A 15,533-nucleotide genomic window follows, 5' to 3' on the forward strand; every position below is an offset into this window, starting at 1 on the left:
CGTGCCGCCATCCTCAATCGCTTCACGCGCTTGGGCACGCCCACGACCGTAGCGGTGACCATGCCGTAAATCCGTCTGGGGTTTGGGGTACTACGCGCTCAATTGATTTATGCAACAAAGCCGCTTGAGGGACCCGATTTTACCCCCAGGCGGCGACGTACTATTACAACACTAATAACTAATGAGTCAGCTAATTCCGCTCATAAGCCATTGTTTTTGTTAAGATATGTATGTTTCACAATATTGGCATTCTTGAATTGTATCAATAAGCTGCATCCAAAAAACGCCCGAAGGGGCTGGTTTAAGCCCCTCCTAATTACTGGCCCGGTAAGCCACGCTTTTTGCGCCGCACCATAATCTGGGGCCGATGTGACGAAATAGCAAGTGACAGAATATGCAATACTCTGTCGCCATTTTGTCAACGCAAGCTACAACCCGGATCAGCCGCCGAAATGGCGCGCCACCTCGGCCCAGGCGCGCGCGCGTCCCTCGGCGGCCCGCTCCGCGCCCAGCGCCAGCCCTTCGGCCGAAAACACCGTCACGTCCTTCAGGCCGATCATGGCCAGGATGGCGCGCAGGTAGGGTTCGAGGAAGTCCGGCTGGCGCGCCCGCTCGCCGGTGCGGATGCCCCCGCTGGCCAGCGCCAGGTACACCGGGCGGTCGGACAGGTTGCCGACCTTCCCTTCCGGCGTCGGGCGCATGGTGCGGTTGATGCGCACCACGTGGTCGATCCAGGATTTCAGGGTCGAGGGCACGGTGAGGTTGTGCATCGGGGTGCCGATGACGACGATGTCGGCGCGCACCAGTTCCTCGATCAGGCCGTCGGAGCGCAGCTGGGCGCCGTCGACGCCCGGCTCGTTGGCGGCGCTCGACAGGGCCAGCGCATAGCCGGCGTCGATGTGGGGCAGCGCCGGTTCCTCGTCCACGCCCGCCAGTTCGCGCACCGTGACCGAGGCGCCGGGATGGCGCGCCAGCAGCCGTTCGACGACGTGGTTGGACAGTGCGCGGCTGGCGGCTTGCGGGCCGCGCGGGCTGGCGCTGATGTGCAGGATGTTCATGTGTGCTCCGGGTCAGGATAAAAACGTCAGGCGAAGGACAGGCGCAGGCCGCACATCGCGAGGATGATGGTGGTGGCCAGCAGCGCGGCGAACACGGTGCCGCCCACGAGCACGCGGTCGGCGCTGGCGCGCGGCGCATGGTGCGCCAGCATCACGATGCGCAGGCCGCAGAAGGCATGCGCCACCACGAAGAATACCGCGCCCAGGTAATAGGGCAGCAGGCGGATGCTCCAGGGATCGAGCAGCATGCCGACCGGGGCGCCGACAGCAAAACCCCAGTCGGTGTCGATCCCGAAGTGCACGCGCGCCAGGTACAGCACCGCGTTGACGTGGCTGATCACGGCCCACACCAGGAACACGCCGCCGGCCACCTGGAAGGTGCGCGCCGCATCCATCGGCCGCGCGCTCCAGCGCCAGGCCAGGCGCGCGCCGGTGACGATCATGAAGGCGAACACGCCGATCAGGAGCGGCTCGATCACGGGCGAGCGGTACACGACGCGCAACACCTTCATCACCGCCATGTGGGCATCCGGCCCCGCCAGGCCCACCAGGTGGTTACTGAAGTGGAAGGCCAGGAACAGGATCGCCAGCACGGCGCCGACGCCATGGGCCTTGCGCCAGTTGCCGATCGCGCCCTGGACCGCCTGGCGCCGCGGGGTGCGGCCGGCGGTCGCGATGCGCAGCGCCAGCGCGGCCCACAGCGCCAGCATGAAGCCGATGTCCCAGCCGGGATGGCCGAGCAGCAGCGCGCCGACGCCCACGAAGGTGAACAGCGGCGGCACGGCCACCGCCAGCAGCGCCGTGCGGCGCGCCGCCAGCTCGGCTGCGCTGGGTTCGAGGATGCGGCCGAGGCGCAGCGCGGCGCCGAAGGCGATCGCCGGCATCGCCAGCGCCGCCGCCAGGGCCAGGCCGGCGCCGATCCAGGCGCCTGGGCCGTCGCCGCGCTCGACCTCCCTGGCCGCGGCATGGTACAAGGCCAGCAGCCAGGGATAGATGGCGGCCGCCAGCGGCGCCGCGAACCAGTGCGCCTGCAAGGCGGTCGACGTCGGAATTGCGCCGCGCCGGGTCAGGTCGATGCCGTTCATGCCTCTCCCCTTCACGGAACGATGACGTGGTCGGGACGCGCCAGGGCGAAGGCGGCGTCGCGGTCCGGGGCCGGCGGATAGATCCACTCGGTGTTGATGGCGCGCTTGAGCGCCTTGCCCTCTTCGCGCGTCAGCTTCACCTGGCGATCCCAGCCCTCGGTGTACAGCGCGCCCCAGGGGCCGAGATCCAGGCAGGTCACGTACTTCGGCTGGCTGTAGGCGTGCAGCGGCAATCCCACCAGTTCGGCCACTGCGTTGTAGCCGGCCACCCGGCCCAGGCTCAGCGCGTGCTGGCACGACATCGCTGCCACATTGCCCTCGTCGTCGGTGGCGGCGCGCGCCACGTCGCCGGTGACGTAGACGCCGTCCGCGCCCGGCGCCCGCAGGTAGGGATCGGCGTGGACGCGGCCGAAGCGGTCGACCTCTCCACCCAGCTGCTCGGCCAGCGGGTTGGCGCGCATGCCGGCGGTCCAGATCACGGTGGCGGCGGGGAAGCTGCGGCCGTCGGAGGTGACCACGCCGCCGGCGCCGATCGCGGCCACGCCGGCCGAGGTGATGGTCTCGACGCCGACTTCGCGCAGCGCTTCCTCGATCACCGGACGCGGGCCGGCGCCCAGTTCGGGGCCGACCACCGGCGCGTGTTCCAGCATCAGCACCCGCACCTTTGCGTCCTGGCCCAGGATGGCGCGCAGGCGCTCCGGCATCTCGGTGGCGGTCTCGATGCCGGTGAAGCCGGCGCCGACCACCACCACCGTGTCGCGCGCCTCGCTTTGCGGCCTCGCGGCCAGGCCCTGCAGGTGCCGTTCCAGCCTTTCGGCCTGTTGCAGCTGGTCGACGTTGAAGGCATACTCGGCCAGGCCCGGCACGTTCGGCGTGACGACCTGGCTGCCGGTGGCCAGCACGAAGCGGTCGTACGGCAGCGTGGCCTCGGTCCCGTCGTTCAGCGCCACCGTGACCTGGCGCTCCCCGGCATCGATCTTTTCGATGCGGCCGGCCACGTGGCGCACGCCGACGGCGGTGAACAGCGGGCCCAGCTCGGGCGCCATATTGTCGAGGGTGGCCTCGTACAGGCGCGGACGCATGTGCAGCGCTGCGACTGGCGAGACCACGGTAATCGCGAGTTCGTCGGACTTGCCGGCCACGAAGGCGGCGCGGGCGGCGGCGATGGCGGCCCACAGGCCGGCGAAGCCGCTGCCGGCGATGATGACGTTCTGGATCATGATGTCTCCTGGTTGGGTTGTCGATGGATGGATTGTCGCGGTAGACTGGACTGATGTATTGAGCCAGTCTTCTTTCAAACGATTGATCCACTTCCCATGACAGAGGCTTCTTCGACACGATCGAGCCGCCGCGCGCTGGCGCTCGGCGCGCCGGCGCCCGGCGAGACGCTGCAGCGCTGGCTCTACCGCAGCCTGCGCCAGGCCATCCTCGATGGCCGTCTTGCGGAAGGCGCCCTGCTGCCAGGCACGCGCGCGCTGGCGCGGCAATACACGATGGCGCGCGGCACCGTGCAGCTGGCCTACGACCAGTTGCTGTCCGAGGGCTATCTGCAGGCGCAGCGCGGCAGCGGCACCCGGGTCAGCCGGGTGCTGCCGGACGCCAGCCTGCAGGCCGGGCCGGCCCCGGCGCGGGAACAGGATGCGGCGGCGCCGGGCGTGCAGCCGGACGGCCCCTGGCTGCGCAACGTCGGCGACCAGGTCCCCGCCTTCCCGCTGCGTCCCGGCAGCGGCCTGCCGCCCGCCTTCCACCCGCACCGCTGCGACGTGCGCGGCTTCCCCATCGACCTGTGGCGGCGCCTGCACGGGCGCCACCTGCGCGCGTCGAAACTGGCGATCCTGTCCGAGAACGAAGCGGCCGGCCTGGCGCCGCTGCGCGCCGCGATCGCGCGCCACCTGGACCTGGCGCGCGGGGTGGCGGTCTCGCCCGACCAGATCGTGATCCTGGGCAGCGTGCAGCAGGCGCTCGACATCTGCCTGCGGCTGCTGGTCGCGCCAGGCGAGGCGGTGTGGATGGAAGACCCCGGCTATCCCGGCGCGCGCCAGGCCATGCAGGCCCACGGCGCGCGGGTGGTCGACGTCGCGCTCGACGAGGACGGCATGCGGGTGCACGAGGCATTGGCGCAAGCGCCGGACGCGCGCCTGGCCTATCTGACGCCGGCGCGCCAGGCCCCAATGGGCATGGCGCTGTCGCCGGAACGCCGGCTGGCGCTGCTGCACTGGGCGCGTGAACGCGGCGCCATCGTGTTCGAGGACGACTACGACAGCGAATACCGCTTCGCCGCCAAACCGGTGCCGGCGCTGCGCAGCATGGAAGGGGCGGAATCGCACGTGGTCCTGGCCGGCACCTTCAGCAAGCTGCTGTTCCCGGCGATCCGGCTGGCCTTCGTCGCCCTGCCCTGGCAGCTGGTCGACCCGTTCATCCGCGCCGCCTCGCTGGCCGCGCGCAATGCCAACGCCCTGTCGCAGGCGGTGCTGGCCGACTTCATCGACGACGGCCACTTCGACCGCCACGTGCGGCGCATGCGGCGCGTGTATGCCGGCCGCGCCTCAGCTTTCGAGGAAGCGGCGCAGCGCCATTGGAAGGGCTTGATCGAGGTGCCGCCGGTGACGGCGGGGCTGGATGTGGCGACGCGGCTGTTGGCGCACGAAGAACGCGAGGCCTGGCAGCGCCTGAACGCGGCCGGCCTCACGGCATTTCCACTGGAGCGCTATTGCGCGCAGGCGCGGCTGGCGCCGTCGCTGGTGATGGGCTTCGCCGCCTTCGACGAGGCACAGATCGATGCGGGAGCGAAGGCAGTGGCGGCCGCCTTGCGCGACCGCCACCAGGTCTCATTGCGTGATTAGCGCGGCAGGCTCGAGACGCCCATCAGGAACTCGTCGACCGAACGCGCGCACTGGCGGCCTTCGCGGATTGCCCACACCACCAGCGACTGGCCGCGGCGCATGTCGCCGGCCGCGAACAGCTTCGGATTCGAGGTCTGGTAGGCGTTGTCGCCCTCGGTGGCGGCGCGCACATTGCCGCGCGGGTCCTTCTGCACGCCGAAGGCGTCCAGCACCTGCTGCACCGGCGAGACGAAGCCCATCGCCAGGAACACCAGGTCGGCCTTGAGTTCGAATTCGCTGTCCGGCACTTCCGTCATCTTGCCGTCCTTCCATTCGACGCGGCAGGCGATCAGCTTCTCGACCTTGCCGCCCTTGCCTTCCAGGCGCTTGGTCGCCACCGCCCAGTCGCGCTCGCAGCCTTCCTCGTGCGAGGACGAGGTGCGCAGGCGGGTCGGCCAGTAAGGCCAGACCAGCGGCTTGTTTTCCTGTTCCGGCGGCTGCGGCATCAGTTCGAACTGGGTCACGGAAAGCGCGCCGTGGCGGTTCGAGGTGCCGACGCAGTCCGAACCCGTATCGCCGCCGCCGATCACCACCACGTGCTTGCCGGTGGCCTTGATCTGGTCCTTCAGCTTGTCGCCGGCATTGACCCGGTTCTGCTGCGGCAGGAAGTCCATCGCGAAGTGCACGCCCTTCAGCTGGCGGCCAGGCACCGGCAGGTCGCGTGGCTGCTCGGCGCCGCCAGCCAGGATCACGGCGTCGAAGTCCTTTTCCAGGTCTTCCGGGAAGATCGTGTCGCGCGCCATATTGCTGACCGTGGCCGGGAAGTCCTTGCCGATCAGGACACCGGTGCGGAAGGTCACGCCTTCCGCCTGCATCTGCTCCACGCGACGGTCGATCAGGTCCTTCTCCATCTTGAAGTCGGGGATCCCGTAGCGCAGCAGGCCGCCGATGCGGTCGCTCTTCTCGAACACCGTCACGTCGTGGCCGGCGCGCGCCAGCTGCTGGGCCGCGGCCAGGCCGGCAGGACCCGAGCCGACGATGGCAACCTTCTTGCCGGTCTTGACGCTCGGCGGCTGCGGCACCACCCAGCCGTGTTCCCAGCCGGTGTCGATGATCTTGCGCTCGATCGACTTGATGCCGACCGGGTCGTTGTTGATGCCCAGGGTACAGGCCGATTCGCACGGCGCCGGGCAGATGCGGCCGGTGAACTCGGGGAAGTTATTGGTGGAGTGGAGATTGTCCAGCGCATGGCGGTAGTTGCCATGGAAGACCAGGTCGTTCCAGTCCGGGATCATATTGTTGACCGGGCAGCCCGTATTGCAGAAGGGGATGCCGCAATCCATGCAGCGCGCGCCCTGGACCTTGGCCTGGCCATCGGTCAGGGTGACGACGAATTCCTTGTAGTTCTTGAGACGGACGGGCGGGTCGAGGTATTCCTCTTCCTGCCGTGCGAATTCCATGAAACCGGTGATTTTGCCCACAATGTTTTCCTTTGCTTACGGCGCTTAAGCGGCCAGTTCGATCTTGTCGTTCGCTTCTTCCATGCTCGAGTTGTGCATCTCCTCGAGGGCGCGCTTGTAGTCGGTCGGGAACACCTTGACGAACTTGCCGCGGCTATTGGCCCAGTCATCCAGCAGATTGCGCGCGCGCGTGCTGCCGGTGTGCTTGAAGTGACGCTCGATCAGGCGGCGCAGGATGATCTCGTCGCATTCGCGCTCGCCATTGCGGGTCTGGCTGTGCCAGGCCGCCGGGTCGCACTGCTCCTTCGCCGACAGCACCGGTTCCAGGTTGACCATCGTGGTGTTGCAGCGGCCCGCGAACTCGCCTTTCGGATCGTAGACGAAAGCCACGCCGCCCGACATGCCGGCCGCGAAATTACGGCCGGTCTCGCCCAGCACGACGACGGTGCCGCCGGTCATGTATTCGCAACCGTGGTCGCCGCAGCCCTCGACCACCGCGACGGCGCCCGAGTTACGCACCGCGAAGCGTTCGCCGGCCACGCCGTTGAAGAAGGCTTCGCCCGAGATCGCGCCATACATCACGGTATTGCCGACGATGATGTTGTCTACCGCCCAGCCGCGGAACTCGGTGTTCGGGCGCACGATGATGCGGCCGCCCGACAGGCCCTTGCCGACGTAGTCGTTGCCTTCGCCGACCAGGTCGATCGTGATGCCGCCGGCCAGGAAGGCCGCCGCCGACTGGCCCGCCGTGCCCTGCAGCTGGATGTGGATGGTGTCGTCCGGCAGGCCGGCGTGGCCGTAGCGCTTGGCGACTTCGCCCGACAGCATGGCGCCGACGGTGCGGTTCAGGTTCTTCACCGGCGAGATGAACGAGACGCGCTCGCCCTTTTCCAGCGCGGCTTTCGCTTGCGCGATCAGCTTGTGGTCCAGCGCCTTGTCGAGGCCGTGGTCTTGCTCGCTCGTGTGGTAGAGCGCGGTGCGACAGTCGACCTGCGGCTGGTAGAAGATGTTCGAGAAGTCCAGGCCCTGCGCCTTCCAGTGCCCGATCGCCTTCGATTTATCCAGCAGGTCGGCGCGGCCGATCAACTCGTCGTAGCTGCGGATGCCCAGCTGGGCCATGATCTGGCGCGCTTCCTCGGCGACGAAGAAGAAGTAGTTCACCACGTGCTCGGGTTTACCCTGGAACTTGGCGCGCAACACCGGATCCTGCGTGGCCACGCCCACCGGGCAGGTATTCAGGTGGCATTTGCGCATCATGATGCAGCCTTCGACCACCAGCGGCGCGGTGGCGAAGCCCACTTCGTCGGCGCCCAGCATGGCGGCGATGACGACGTCGCGGCCGGTGCGCATCTGGCCATCCGCTTGCACGCGGATGCGGCTGCGCAGGCCGTTGAGCACCAAGGTCTGCTGGGTCTCGGCCAGGCCCAGCTCCCATGGCGTGCCGGCGTGCTTGACCGAGGACAGCGGCGAGGCGCCGGTGCCGCCGTCATGGCCGGCCACGACCACGTGGTCGGCCTTGGCCTTCGAGACGCCGGCGGCGACGGTGCCGATGCCGACTTCCGACACCAGCTTGACCGAGATCGAGGCGCGCGGATTGGCGTTCTTGAGGTCGTGGATCAGCTGGGCCAGGTCTTCGATCGAATAGATGTCGTGGTGCGGCGGCGGCGAGATCAGGCCGACACCCGGCACCGAGAAGCGCAGGCTGGCGATGTATTCCGAGACTTTATGGCCCGGCAGCTGGCCGCCCTCGCCCGGCTTGGCGCCCTGCGCCATCTTGATCTGGATTTGATCGGCCGCGTTCAGGTATTCGGCCGTGACGCCGAAGCGGCCCGAGGCCACCTGCTTGATCTTCGAGCGCAGCGAGTCGCCTTCTTCCAGCGGGATGTCGACCATCACGCGGTCCTTGCCCAGGACCGAAGACAGGCTCTCGCCCTTCTTGATGGCGATGCCCTTGAATTCGTTCAGGTAGCGCGATGGATCCTCGCCGCCTTCGCCGGTATTGCTCTTGCCGCCGATGCGGTTCATCGCGATCGCCAGGGTGGCGTGGGCTTCGGTGCTGATCGAGCCGAGCGACATCGCGCCGGTGGCGAAGCGCTTGACGATCTCTTTCGCCGGTTCGACTTCCTCGATCGGGATCGCCTTGTCGCGGTCGATGCGGAATTCGAACAGGCCGCGCAGGGTCAGGTGACGGCGCGTCTGGTCGTTGATCAGCTGGGCGTACTCTTTATAGGTCGAGAAGTTGTTGGCGCGGGTCGAGTGCTGCAGCTTGGCGATCGCGTCCGGCGTCCACAGGTGGTCTTCGCCGCGCACGCGGAAGGCGTATTCGCCGCCGACGTCCAGGCTGTTCGCCAGCACCGGGTCGTTGCCGAAGGCCAGGGCGTGCAGGCGCAGCGCTTCCTCGGCCACTTCGAACAGGCCGATGCCTTCCACGTTCGACGAGGTGCCCTTGAAGTACTTGTCGACCAGCGACTTGTTGAGGCCCACGGCCTCGAAGATCTGGGCGCCGCAGTAGGACATATAAGTGGAGATGCCCATCTTCGACATCACCTTGAGCAGACCCTTGCCGATCGCCTTGATGTAGTTGTAGCTCGCGGTCTCCGCCGACATCTCGTGCGGCAGGCCGTGGGCCAGTTCGGCCAGCGTTTCCAGCGCCAGGTAAGGGTGGACGGCTTCGGCGCCGTAGCCCGCCAGCAGGGCGAAGTGGTGGGTCTCGCGCGCCGAGCCGGTCTCGATCACCAGGCCCGTCGAGGCGCGCAGGCCCTTCGCCACCAGGTGCTGGTGGACGCTGGAGGTGGCCAGCAGCGCGGGGATGGCGACCAGGTCGGGCGACAGGCGGCGATCCGAGACGATCAGGATGTTGTGGCCCGACTTGACGGCGTCGACCGCTTCGGCGCACAGCGAGGCGAGCGAGGCTTCGATGCCTTCCTTGCCCCATGCGACCGGATAGCAGATGTTCAGCTCATAGGCCTTGAACTTGCTGCCGGTGTGCTGGCCGATGGCGCGCAGGCGCGCCATGTCGTCGAAGCCGAGGATCGGCTGCGACACTTCGAGGCGCATCGGCGGGTTGACGTTGTTGGTGTCGAGGATGTTCGGCTTGGGGCCGATGAAGGACACCAGCGACATCACCATGCTTTCGCGGATCGGGTCGATCGGCGGGTTGGTCACCTGGGCGAACAGCTGCTTGAAGTAGTTGTACAGCGGTTTCAGTTTATTGGAGGTGACGGCCAGCGGCGAATCGTTGCCCATCGAGCCGGTGGCTTCCTCGCCCAGCACGGCCATCGGCGCCATCAGGAATTTCAGGTCTTCTTGCGTGTAGCCGAAGGCTTGCTGGCGGTCGAGCAGGGTCAGGGGCTGCTTCTCGCCCTGCGCGTCTTTCGCGCGCGCCGCCATCAGCTGCGATTCCGAGAGCTTGATCTCATTGAGCTTGATGCGCACCGACTTGATCCAGGCTTTATACGGCTTGGCGTTGGCGAAGCTGTCCTTGAGCTCCTTGTCGTCGATGATGCGGCCGGCCTCGAGGTCGATCAGGAACATTTTGCCCGGCTGGAGGCGCCACTTCTTGACGATGCGCGATTCGGGGATCGGCAGCACGCCCGATTCGGAGGCCATCACGACCAGGTCGTCCTCGGTGATGACGTAGCGCGCCGGACGCAGGCCATTGCGGTCCAGGGTGCCGCCGATGTGGCGGCCGTCGGTGAAGGCCATGGCGGCCGGGCCGTCCCATGGTTCCATCATCGCCGCGTGGTATTCGTAGAAGGCGCGGCGGTTGTCGTCCATCGCGGTGTGGTTTTCCCAGGCTTCCGGGATCATCATCATCATCGCCTGAGCCACAGGATAGCCGGCCATCACCAGCAACTCGAGCGCATTGTCGAAGCAGGCGGTGTCGGACTGGCCTTCGTAAATCAGCGGGAACAGCTTGTTCAGGTCTTCGCCCAGCACGGCCGACTTGAGCATGCCTTCGCGCGCGCGGGTCCAGTTGAAGTTGCCCTTGACGGTATTGATCTCGCCGTTGTGGGCGATCATGCGGTAAGGGTGGGCCAGCGGCCACTCGGGGAAGGTATTGGTCGAGAAGCGCTGGTGGACCAGGGACAGGGCCGAGATGCAGCGCGGATCCTGCAGGTCCTTGTAGTAGACGCCGACCTGGTCGGCCAGCAGCAGGCCTTTATAGACGATGGTGCGCGCCGACATCGACGGCACGAAGAATTCCTTGCCGTGCAGGAGTTTCAGGGCCTGGATCGCGTGGCCGGACGACTTGCGGATGACGTAGAGCTTACGTTCGAGCGCATCGGTGACCATGATGTCCGGGCCGCGGCCGATGAAGATCTGGCGGATCACGGGTTCCTTGGCGCGGACGAAAGGCGACATCGGCATGGTCTCGTCGACCGGCACGTTGCGCCAGCCCAGCACGACCTGGCCTTCGATGCGCACGGCGCGTTCGATTTCCTGTTCGCAGGCGATGCGCGAGGCGTGCTCTTTCGGCAGGAACACCATACCGACGCCGTATTCGCCGGGCGGCGGCAGTTCGACGCCCTGCTTGGCCATCTCGTCGCGGAAGTACTGGTCCGGGATCTGGATCAGGATGCCGGCCCCGTCGCCCATCAGCGCATCGGCGCCGACGGCGCCCCGGTGGTCGAGGTTCTTCAGGATCTGCAGACCCTGTTCAATAATCGAGTGACTCTTGTTGCCCTTGATATGGGCGATGAAACCGACGCCGCAGGCATCGTGTTCATTGGCGGGATCATACAAACCTTGGGCAATCATGAGGCATTCTCCACAACTTTTCGGGGGTCGAACGCCGAGAATAGTGCACTGCAAAATGCGCCGTCAACCAGAATAATTAGGGTCAGAGTCGAATTGTTTGACAACTTCTTGTCTTGGCGATTAATTGGGGACAGAGTAAATCGAAGCTGTTCGATATCAGTTGACTCGATGCTAAGTCATTGATGTAGCGGAGGTTTTTGACAAAAAAAACGGCACGAATAACCGTGCCGTTGTGTCAGGAATTATGCGCTTCAGGCTGCTGAAAGCGGCGGTAGTGGAGGATTGAAGGGACGTCCGCGCTTCGCCGGCAAGATCTGGCGTTGCGTTTTTTGCTCGAGTTCGGTCTTGAAGCTGAGCGAGCCGAGGGGCTGGTTCTTGAGGATCGCGATCGTGATGAAATCGACCTCTTCGGTGCTGAGGCCTTGCCGGACCATGTCGATATAGGCCGCCTCGCGCTGGAACGGCGTGTTGCCCAGTGCCCAGAACAGCGGATGATCGGCGACCAGGGTATCGGTGCGGATGCCGGCATGGTGGGCGTAGCTGGACCAGGGATAGTCCTCCGGCGCCACCGAGAGCTGCGCGCGCACCGGATTGAGCTCGATATAGCGGCTGCAGGTCATGAAATAGCGGTCCGAATCGATCAGCGAGGTGCGGAAGCGCCCTTCGAACAGGCCGCCGCTGCGCTCGTACTTGTGATTGAACCAGGGAACGTAGAGCCGGCCCACCTTCTGCATCATCAGCGCCAGGCTGTTGGCATTGCTGGGCGTGGCCAGCAGGTGCAGGTGGTTCGGCATCAGGACATAGGAATGAATTGCCACGTCGTAGAACTTGGCGCCTTCCTTGAGCCACACCAGGAAGCGCTGGTAGTCGGCCTCCTCGCGAAAGATCACCTGGCGGTTATTGCCGCGCTGGATGACGTGATGCGGTTGCTCGGGAACGATGAGTCGGGGTTGGCGTGCCATGGCGTCTGCTCAAATGTTGAGCACGCGATTCTACAATAGAAATCGACTCTGTCCCTAATTAATCGCAAGCTGCGGCAAAAATGTGCTGACTCTGTCCCCATTTATTGTAGACACAAGCCAGCAGCAATCGAAGCCGGACAATTTTGGGTAAAACTGAGTAAAAACGGCAAGGTTGCCAAAGAAATTGGCCAATAATTCGACTCTGACCCTAATTAGGAGAGGGTGAAGCCGGCGGAGAGGCTGTAGCCTTCGCCGTAGGCGCTGCGCAGGGGGAGGTCCTGGCCGAGGCCGGAGCGGGCTTTCTTGCGCAGGCGGTAGACCAGCATGTCGACCCGGCGGCTGGCGTCCGGGTCTTCGCCGCCCATGCCGGCCACGATCACGTGGCGTGGCACCGGACGGGTGTTGATCGTCAACAGGTGCAGGAAATTGCACTCTTTTTCGGTCAGGTCGATCACCTTGCCCATCAGCTCGAGCTGGCGCGCGCTCACGCGCAGGGTCCACTTGCTCGGGGTCGGGGCCGGATCGGGCGGACGCACGCGGCGGTCCAGGGCTTCGATGTGGGCCGCCAGTTCGGGGAACTTGATCGGCTTGGTCAAATAATGGTCGGCTCCCAGGCGCAGGCCCAGGATGCGGTGGTCGAACGCCACCCGGCCCGTCAGCACCAGCAGGCCGATCTCGGGATACAGCTGGCGCATGCGCGGAATCACGTTGAAACCGTCCTCGTCCGGCAAACCAAGGTCGAGCACGACCACCGCGGCCGGGGTGCGCGTCAGCGCCGCCCACATTTCGCTGGCGGTCCTGGCGATCGTCACTTCATGGTCGAGCTCCTTCAGGAACTCGGCCATGTCGTCGGCGTATTCGCCATTGTCTTCAACAATCAGTATCTGGGTCATGCCTTGGCCATAGTGTTCTTTAACCCGACAATGATACCAATGGTAGCGTTATCCTTGCCGGGTTGCGGTCCGATTATCGTTGCTGAGCCTGTATGAAGCAAGGAGTTGTTCCTCTATAAGGCCAAAGCAGGCATCCACAGGCGGAATTCGGCGCCCGCGCCTTCCTCTCCCGGCGCCAGGCTCAGCACACCGCCATGCACCTCGACGATCGAACGCGCCATGTACAGACCGAGGCCGCTGCCAGCCAGGCCGGCGGCGTTGCGGCCGCGGTAGCCCTTGTCGAAGACCCGCGCCACGTCTTCCGGCGGCACGCCGGCGCCGCCGTCGATCACCGCCAGCTCGACCCCGCCGCCGCTGCGCCGCGCACGCAGGATCACGGGCGCCGACGGCGGCGAAAACGCCAGCGCATTGTCGATCAGGACCTTCAGCGCCAGCCGCAGGCCTTCCGGCTCCCCGCGCAGGGTCAGCGGCAGTTCCTCCAGCCGCAGCGCGGCTTCGCGGCCGGCCGCGCGGATCTGGGTGGCGCCGCTCTCGACCAGGTCGCGCACCGTGATCGTGTTCGGCTGGCGCGCGCGGCCGAGCGCGGCCATGCGGTCCGGCGACAGGTATTCGTCGAGCATCGCGATCAGGCGGTCGACCGCGGCGCCGATCTTGCGATAGCGCGTGCGCGTGGGCTCGTCGGCGTGGCTCGAGGTCGCCTCCAGGCGCTGGATGGCGCCGTCGATGGTGGCCAGCGGGGTGCGGAATTCGTGGTTGAGCATGCTGGCAAAGCGCTTCTGCTCGCTTTGATGGGCGCGCCGCGCCGACAGGTCACGCAGCAGGCCGACCAGGGTCGGGGCAGGATCGGCCTGCACCGTGGCCAGTCCTTCCAGCGCCAGCGGCCGGCCTTCTGCGTCGAACAGGTCGAATTCGCGCTGGCTGCGCGCGCCGGATTCGCCGCCGGCCGCCTCGCGCAGCCAGGCCGCGAGCGGCGCCAGGGGCGAAACGCCGTCGCCGTCGAGCGCACGCTGCAGCGCCTCGCGGTCGAAGCCGCTCAGCGCGCCGAAGGCGGGGCTGAGATACACGAGGCGGCGCACCGGCAGCGCGATGGCGAAGGCCACGTCGCCGCCCAGTTCGGCGATCACGCGGAGCTGCCGCGCCGGCAAGGCCTCGTCGTCTTGGCTACCCAACACGGAGGATTGGACGGCGGTATCGGGGCTGGACATGATCGGGATCTTTCTTAACCAACTAGCGAGTATTCGAGGTTTACCACGAAGTATATAGCTGTGGGACAATATTTGTGAACTATATCGCCAAGATCATTTCATGATCTGCTCGGATAGATATTGAACACCAGGCGCCAGCTTAAGCGGAATATAAACAAATGCGCCACGCAGATGGGAGTTGAGGGATAATTCGCGCACCATGAACGATACCGCAACCCTCCCCCCGCTTCCAGACCGGCTGTCGATCGACCCGAGCAGCCCTTTCCACAACCGTGACGTGTTCCAGCGCGAGATCGGCATTCGCTTCAACGACAAGGATCGTTACGACGTCGAAGAGTATTGCCTCAGCGAAGGCTGGATCAAGGTCGCCGCCGGCAAGACCCTCGACCGCAAGGGCAAGCCGATGCTCATCAAACTCAAGGGCAAGGTCGAAGCCTTCTATAAATGATCCAAGGGCCGCATGCGGCCCTTTTTTCATCCACCACGCCAGCGCTCAGGCGAGCGAGCGCGACGCCAGCTCCAGCCCCAATCCGATCAGGAACGCCAGGAAGCACTGCCTGAAGCGTCTGGCGCTGATGCGCGCCCGGATCGCCTGTCCAAGCCACATTCCCAGCAGCGCCGGCGCGATGGCCAGCGCCGACAGGCCCAGTTGCTCCAGTTCGAAGGCGCCGTGCGTCGCCAGGCCGATCGCCAGCGCCACGGTCGATACCGTGAACGACAGCCCGAGCGCCTGCACCAGTTCATCCTTGTCCAGCCGCAGCGCCTGCAGATAGGGTACGGCCGGCACCACGAACACGCCGGTGGCGCCGGTGACCAGCCCCGTCGCCACGCCCACCACCGGTCCCAGCCACGATTCATGACGCCGCGGCAGCGCCAGGTTCGGCGCCGCCAGCGCATAAGCGGCGTACAGGATCAGGGTCAGGCCCAGCGCCAGGCTCGCCGTCTGCGGATCGACCCGCGCCAGCAGCACTACGCCGCCGGCCGTGCCGACCACGGTCCCGAGCAGCATCGGCCACAGGCGCGCCATCAGCCGCAGGGCAGCCGGCCCCGCCGTCATCTGCAGCACATTCGTGACGAAGGAAGGCAGCACCAGCAGCGCCGCGGCGGCGGCCGGCGCCATGGCGGTGCCCAGCAAGCCCATGGCCACCGTGGGCAGGCCCATGCCGGTGACGCCCTTGACCAGGCCCGCGGCCAGGAAAGTCCCGGCCAGGATGGCCAGCAGTGAAGTAGATTCGTCCATGGCGCGTATTGAACCAGCGCGCCAGGCCCGGCACAATGCGGTTTTCA

Annotated in this window: 11 protein-coding genes; 2 read left to right on the forward strand and 9 right to left on the reverse strand. The window is 66.1% G+C overall.

The window, feature by feature from the left end:
• Positions 1 to 440 precede the first annotated feature (440 nt).
• From J3U95_RS12160 to J3U95_RS12170, 3 genes are read right to left on the reverse strand one after another with little or no spacing between them, the layout of a single operon-like run.
• Positions 441 to 1,058: an FMN-dependent NADH-azoreductase gene (locus J3U95_RS12160; protein ID WP_208278864.1), complete on the reverse strand. Its 618-nt coding sequence runs from the start codon at positions 1,056 to 1,058 to the stop codon at positions 441 to 443.
• A gap of 26 nt (positions 1,059 to 1,084) precedes the next feature.
• Positions 1,085 to 2,143 carry a hypothetical protein gene (locus tag J3U95_RS12165; RefSeq protein ID WP_208278865.1) on the reverse strand — a complete coding sequence of 353 codons (1,059 nt, stop codon included), beginning with the start codon at positions 2,141 to 2,143 and terminating at the stop codon, positions 1,085 to 1,087.
• Between the two features lie 11 nt (positions 2,144 to 2,154).
• Positions 2,155 to 3,363, reverse strand: coding sequence for an NAD(P)/FAD-dependent oxidoreductase (locus J3U95_RS12170; protein ID WP_208278866.1), 1,209 nt, complete (start codon positions 3,361 to 3,363; stop codon positions 2,155 to 2,157).
• Positions 3,364 to 3,459: 96 nt separating this feature from the next.
• On the opposite strand from J3U95_RS12170, the gene pdxR reads away from it, so the two are divergent.
• Positions 3,460 to 4,986, forward strand: coding sequence for a MocR-like pyridoxine biosynthesis transcription factor PdxR (pdxR, locus tag J3U95_RS12175; protein WP_208278867.1), 1,527 nt, complete (start codon positions 3,460 to 3,462; stop codon positions 4,984 to 4,986).
• On the opposite strand, the gene J3U95_RS12180 is transcribed toward pdxR, so the two are convergent.
• The 5 genes from J3U95_RS12180 to J3U95_RS12200 all read right to left on the reverse strand — a co-directional run bounded on the left by J3U95_RS12180 (position 4,983) and on the right by J3U95_RS12200 (position 14,246).
• Positions 4,983 to 6,446 carry a glutamate synthase subunit beta gene (locus tag J3U95_RS12180; protein WP_208278868.1) on the reverse strand — a complete coding sequence of 488 codons (1,464 nt, stop codon included), beginning with the start codon at positions 6,444 to 6,446 and terminating at the stop codon, positions 4,983 to 4,985. The two genes, pdxR and J3U95_RS12180, sit on opposite strands and share 4 nt — an antisense overlap.
• A gap of 24 nt (positions 6,447 to 6,470) precedes the next feature.
• Complete coding sequence (locus tag J3U95_RS12185; protein WP_208278869.1) at positions 6,471 to 11,186, reverse strand: glutamate synthase-related protein; 4,716 nt, start codon at positions 11,184 to 11,186, stop codon at positions 6,471 to 6,473.
• Between the two features lie 251 nt (positions 11,187 to 11,437).
• Positions 11,438 to 12,148, reverse strand: coding sequence for a transposase (locus J3U95_RS12190; protein ID WP_208278870.1), 711 nt, complete (start codon positions 12,146 to 12,148; stop codon positions 11,438 to 11,440).
• A 212-nt stretch (positions 12,149 to 12,360) separates the two neighbouring features.
• Positions 12,361 to 13,041 carry a response regulator transcription factor gene (locus J3U95_RS12195; RefSeq protein ID WP_109345824.1) on the reverse strand — a complete coding sequence of 227 codons (681 nt, stop codon included), beginning with the start codon at positions 13,039 to 13,041 and terminating at the stop codon, positions 12,361 to 12,363.
• A 113-nt stretch (positions 13,042 to 13,154) separates the two neighbouring features.
• On the reverse strand, positions 13,155 to 14,246 hold the full coding sequence (locus J3U95_RS12200; RefSeq protein ID WP_229519808.1) for a sensor histidine kinase: 1,092 nt from the start codon (positions 14,244 to 14,246) through the stop codon (positions 13,155 to 13,157).
• Between the two features lie 199 nt (positions 14,247 to 14,445).
• Here J3U95_RS12200 and J3U95_RS12205 point away from each other — a divergent pair, with 199 nt between their 5' ends.
• Positions 14,446 to 14,694 carry a DUF3297 family protein gene (locus J3U95_RS12205; protein WP_208278871.1) on the forward strand — a complete coding sequence of 83 codons (249 nt, stop codon included), beginning with the start codon at positions 14,446 to 14,448 and terminating at the stop codon, positions 14,692 to 14,694.
• A gap of 45 nt (positions 14,695 to 14,739) precedes the next feature.
• Here J3U95_RS12205 and J3U95_RS12210 read toward each other — a convergent pair whose 3' ends face one another.
• On the reverse strand, positions 14,740 to 15,486 hold the full coding sequence (locus tag J3U95_RS12210; protein ID WP_208278872.1) for a sulfite exporter TauE/SafE family protein: 747 nt from the start codon (positions 15,484 to 15,486) through the stop codon (positions 14,740 to 14,742).
• Between the last annotated feature and the right edge of the window lie 47 nt (positions 15,487 to 15,533).

The sequence above is a fragment of the Massilia oculi genome (assembly GCF_017582745.1).
Classification (GTDB): domain Bacteria; phylum Pseudomonadota; class Gammaproteobacteria; order Burkholderiales; family Burkholderiaceae_D; genus Telluria; species Telluria oculi_A.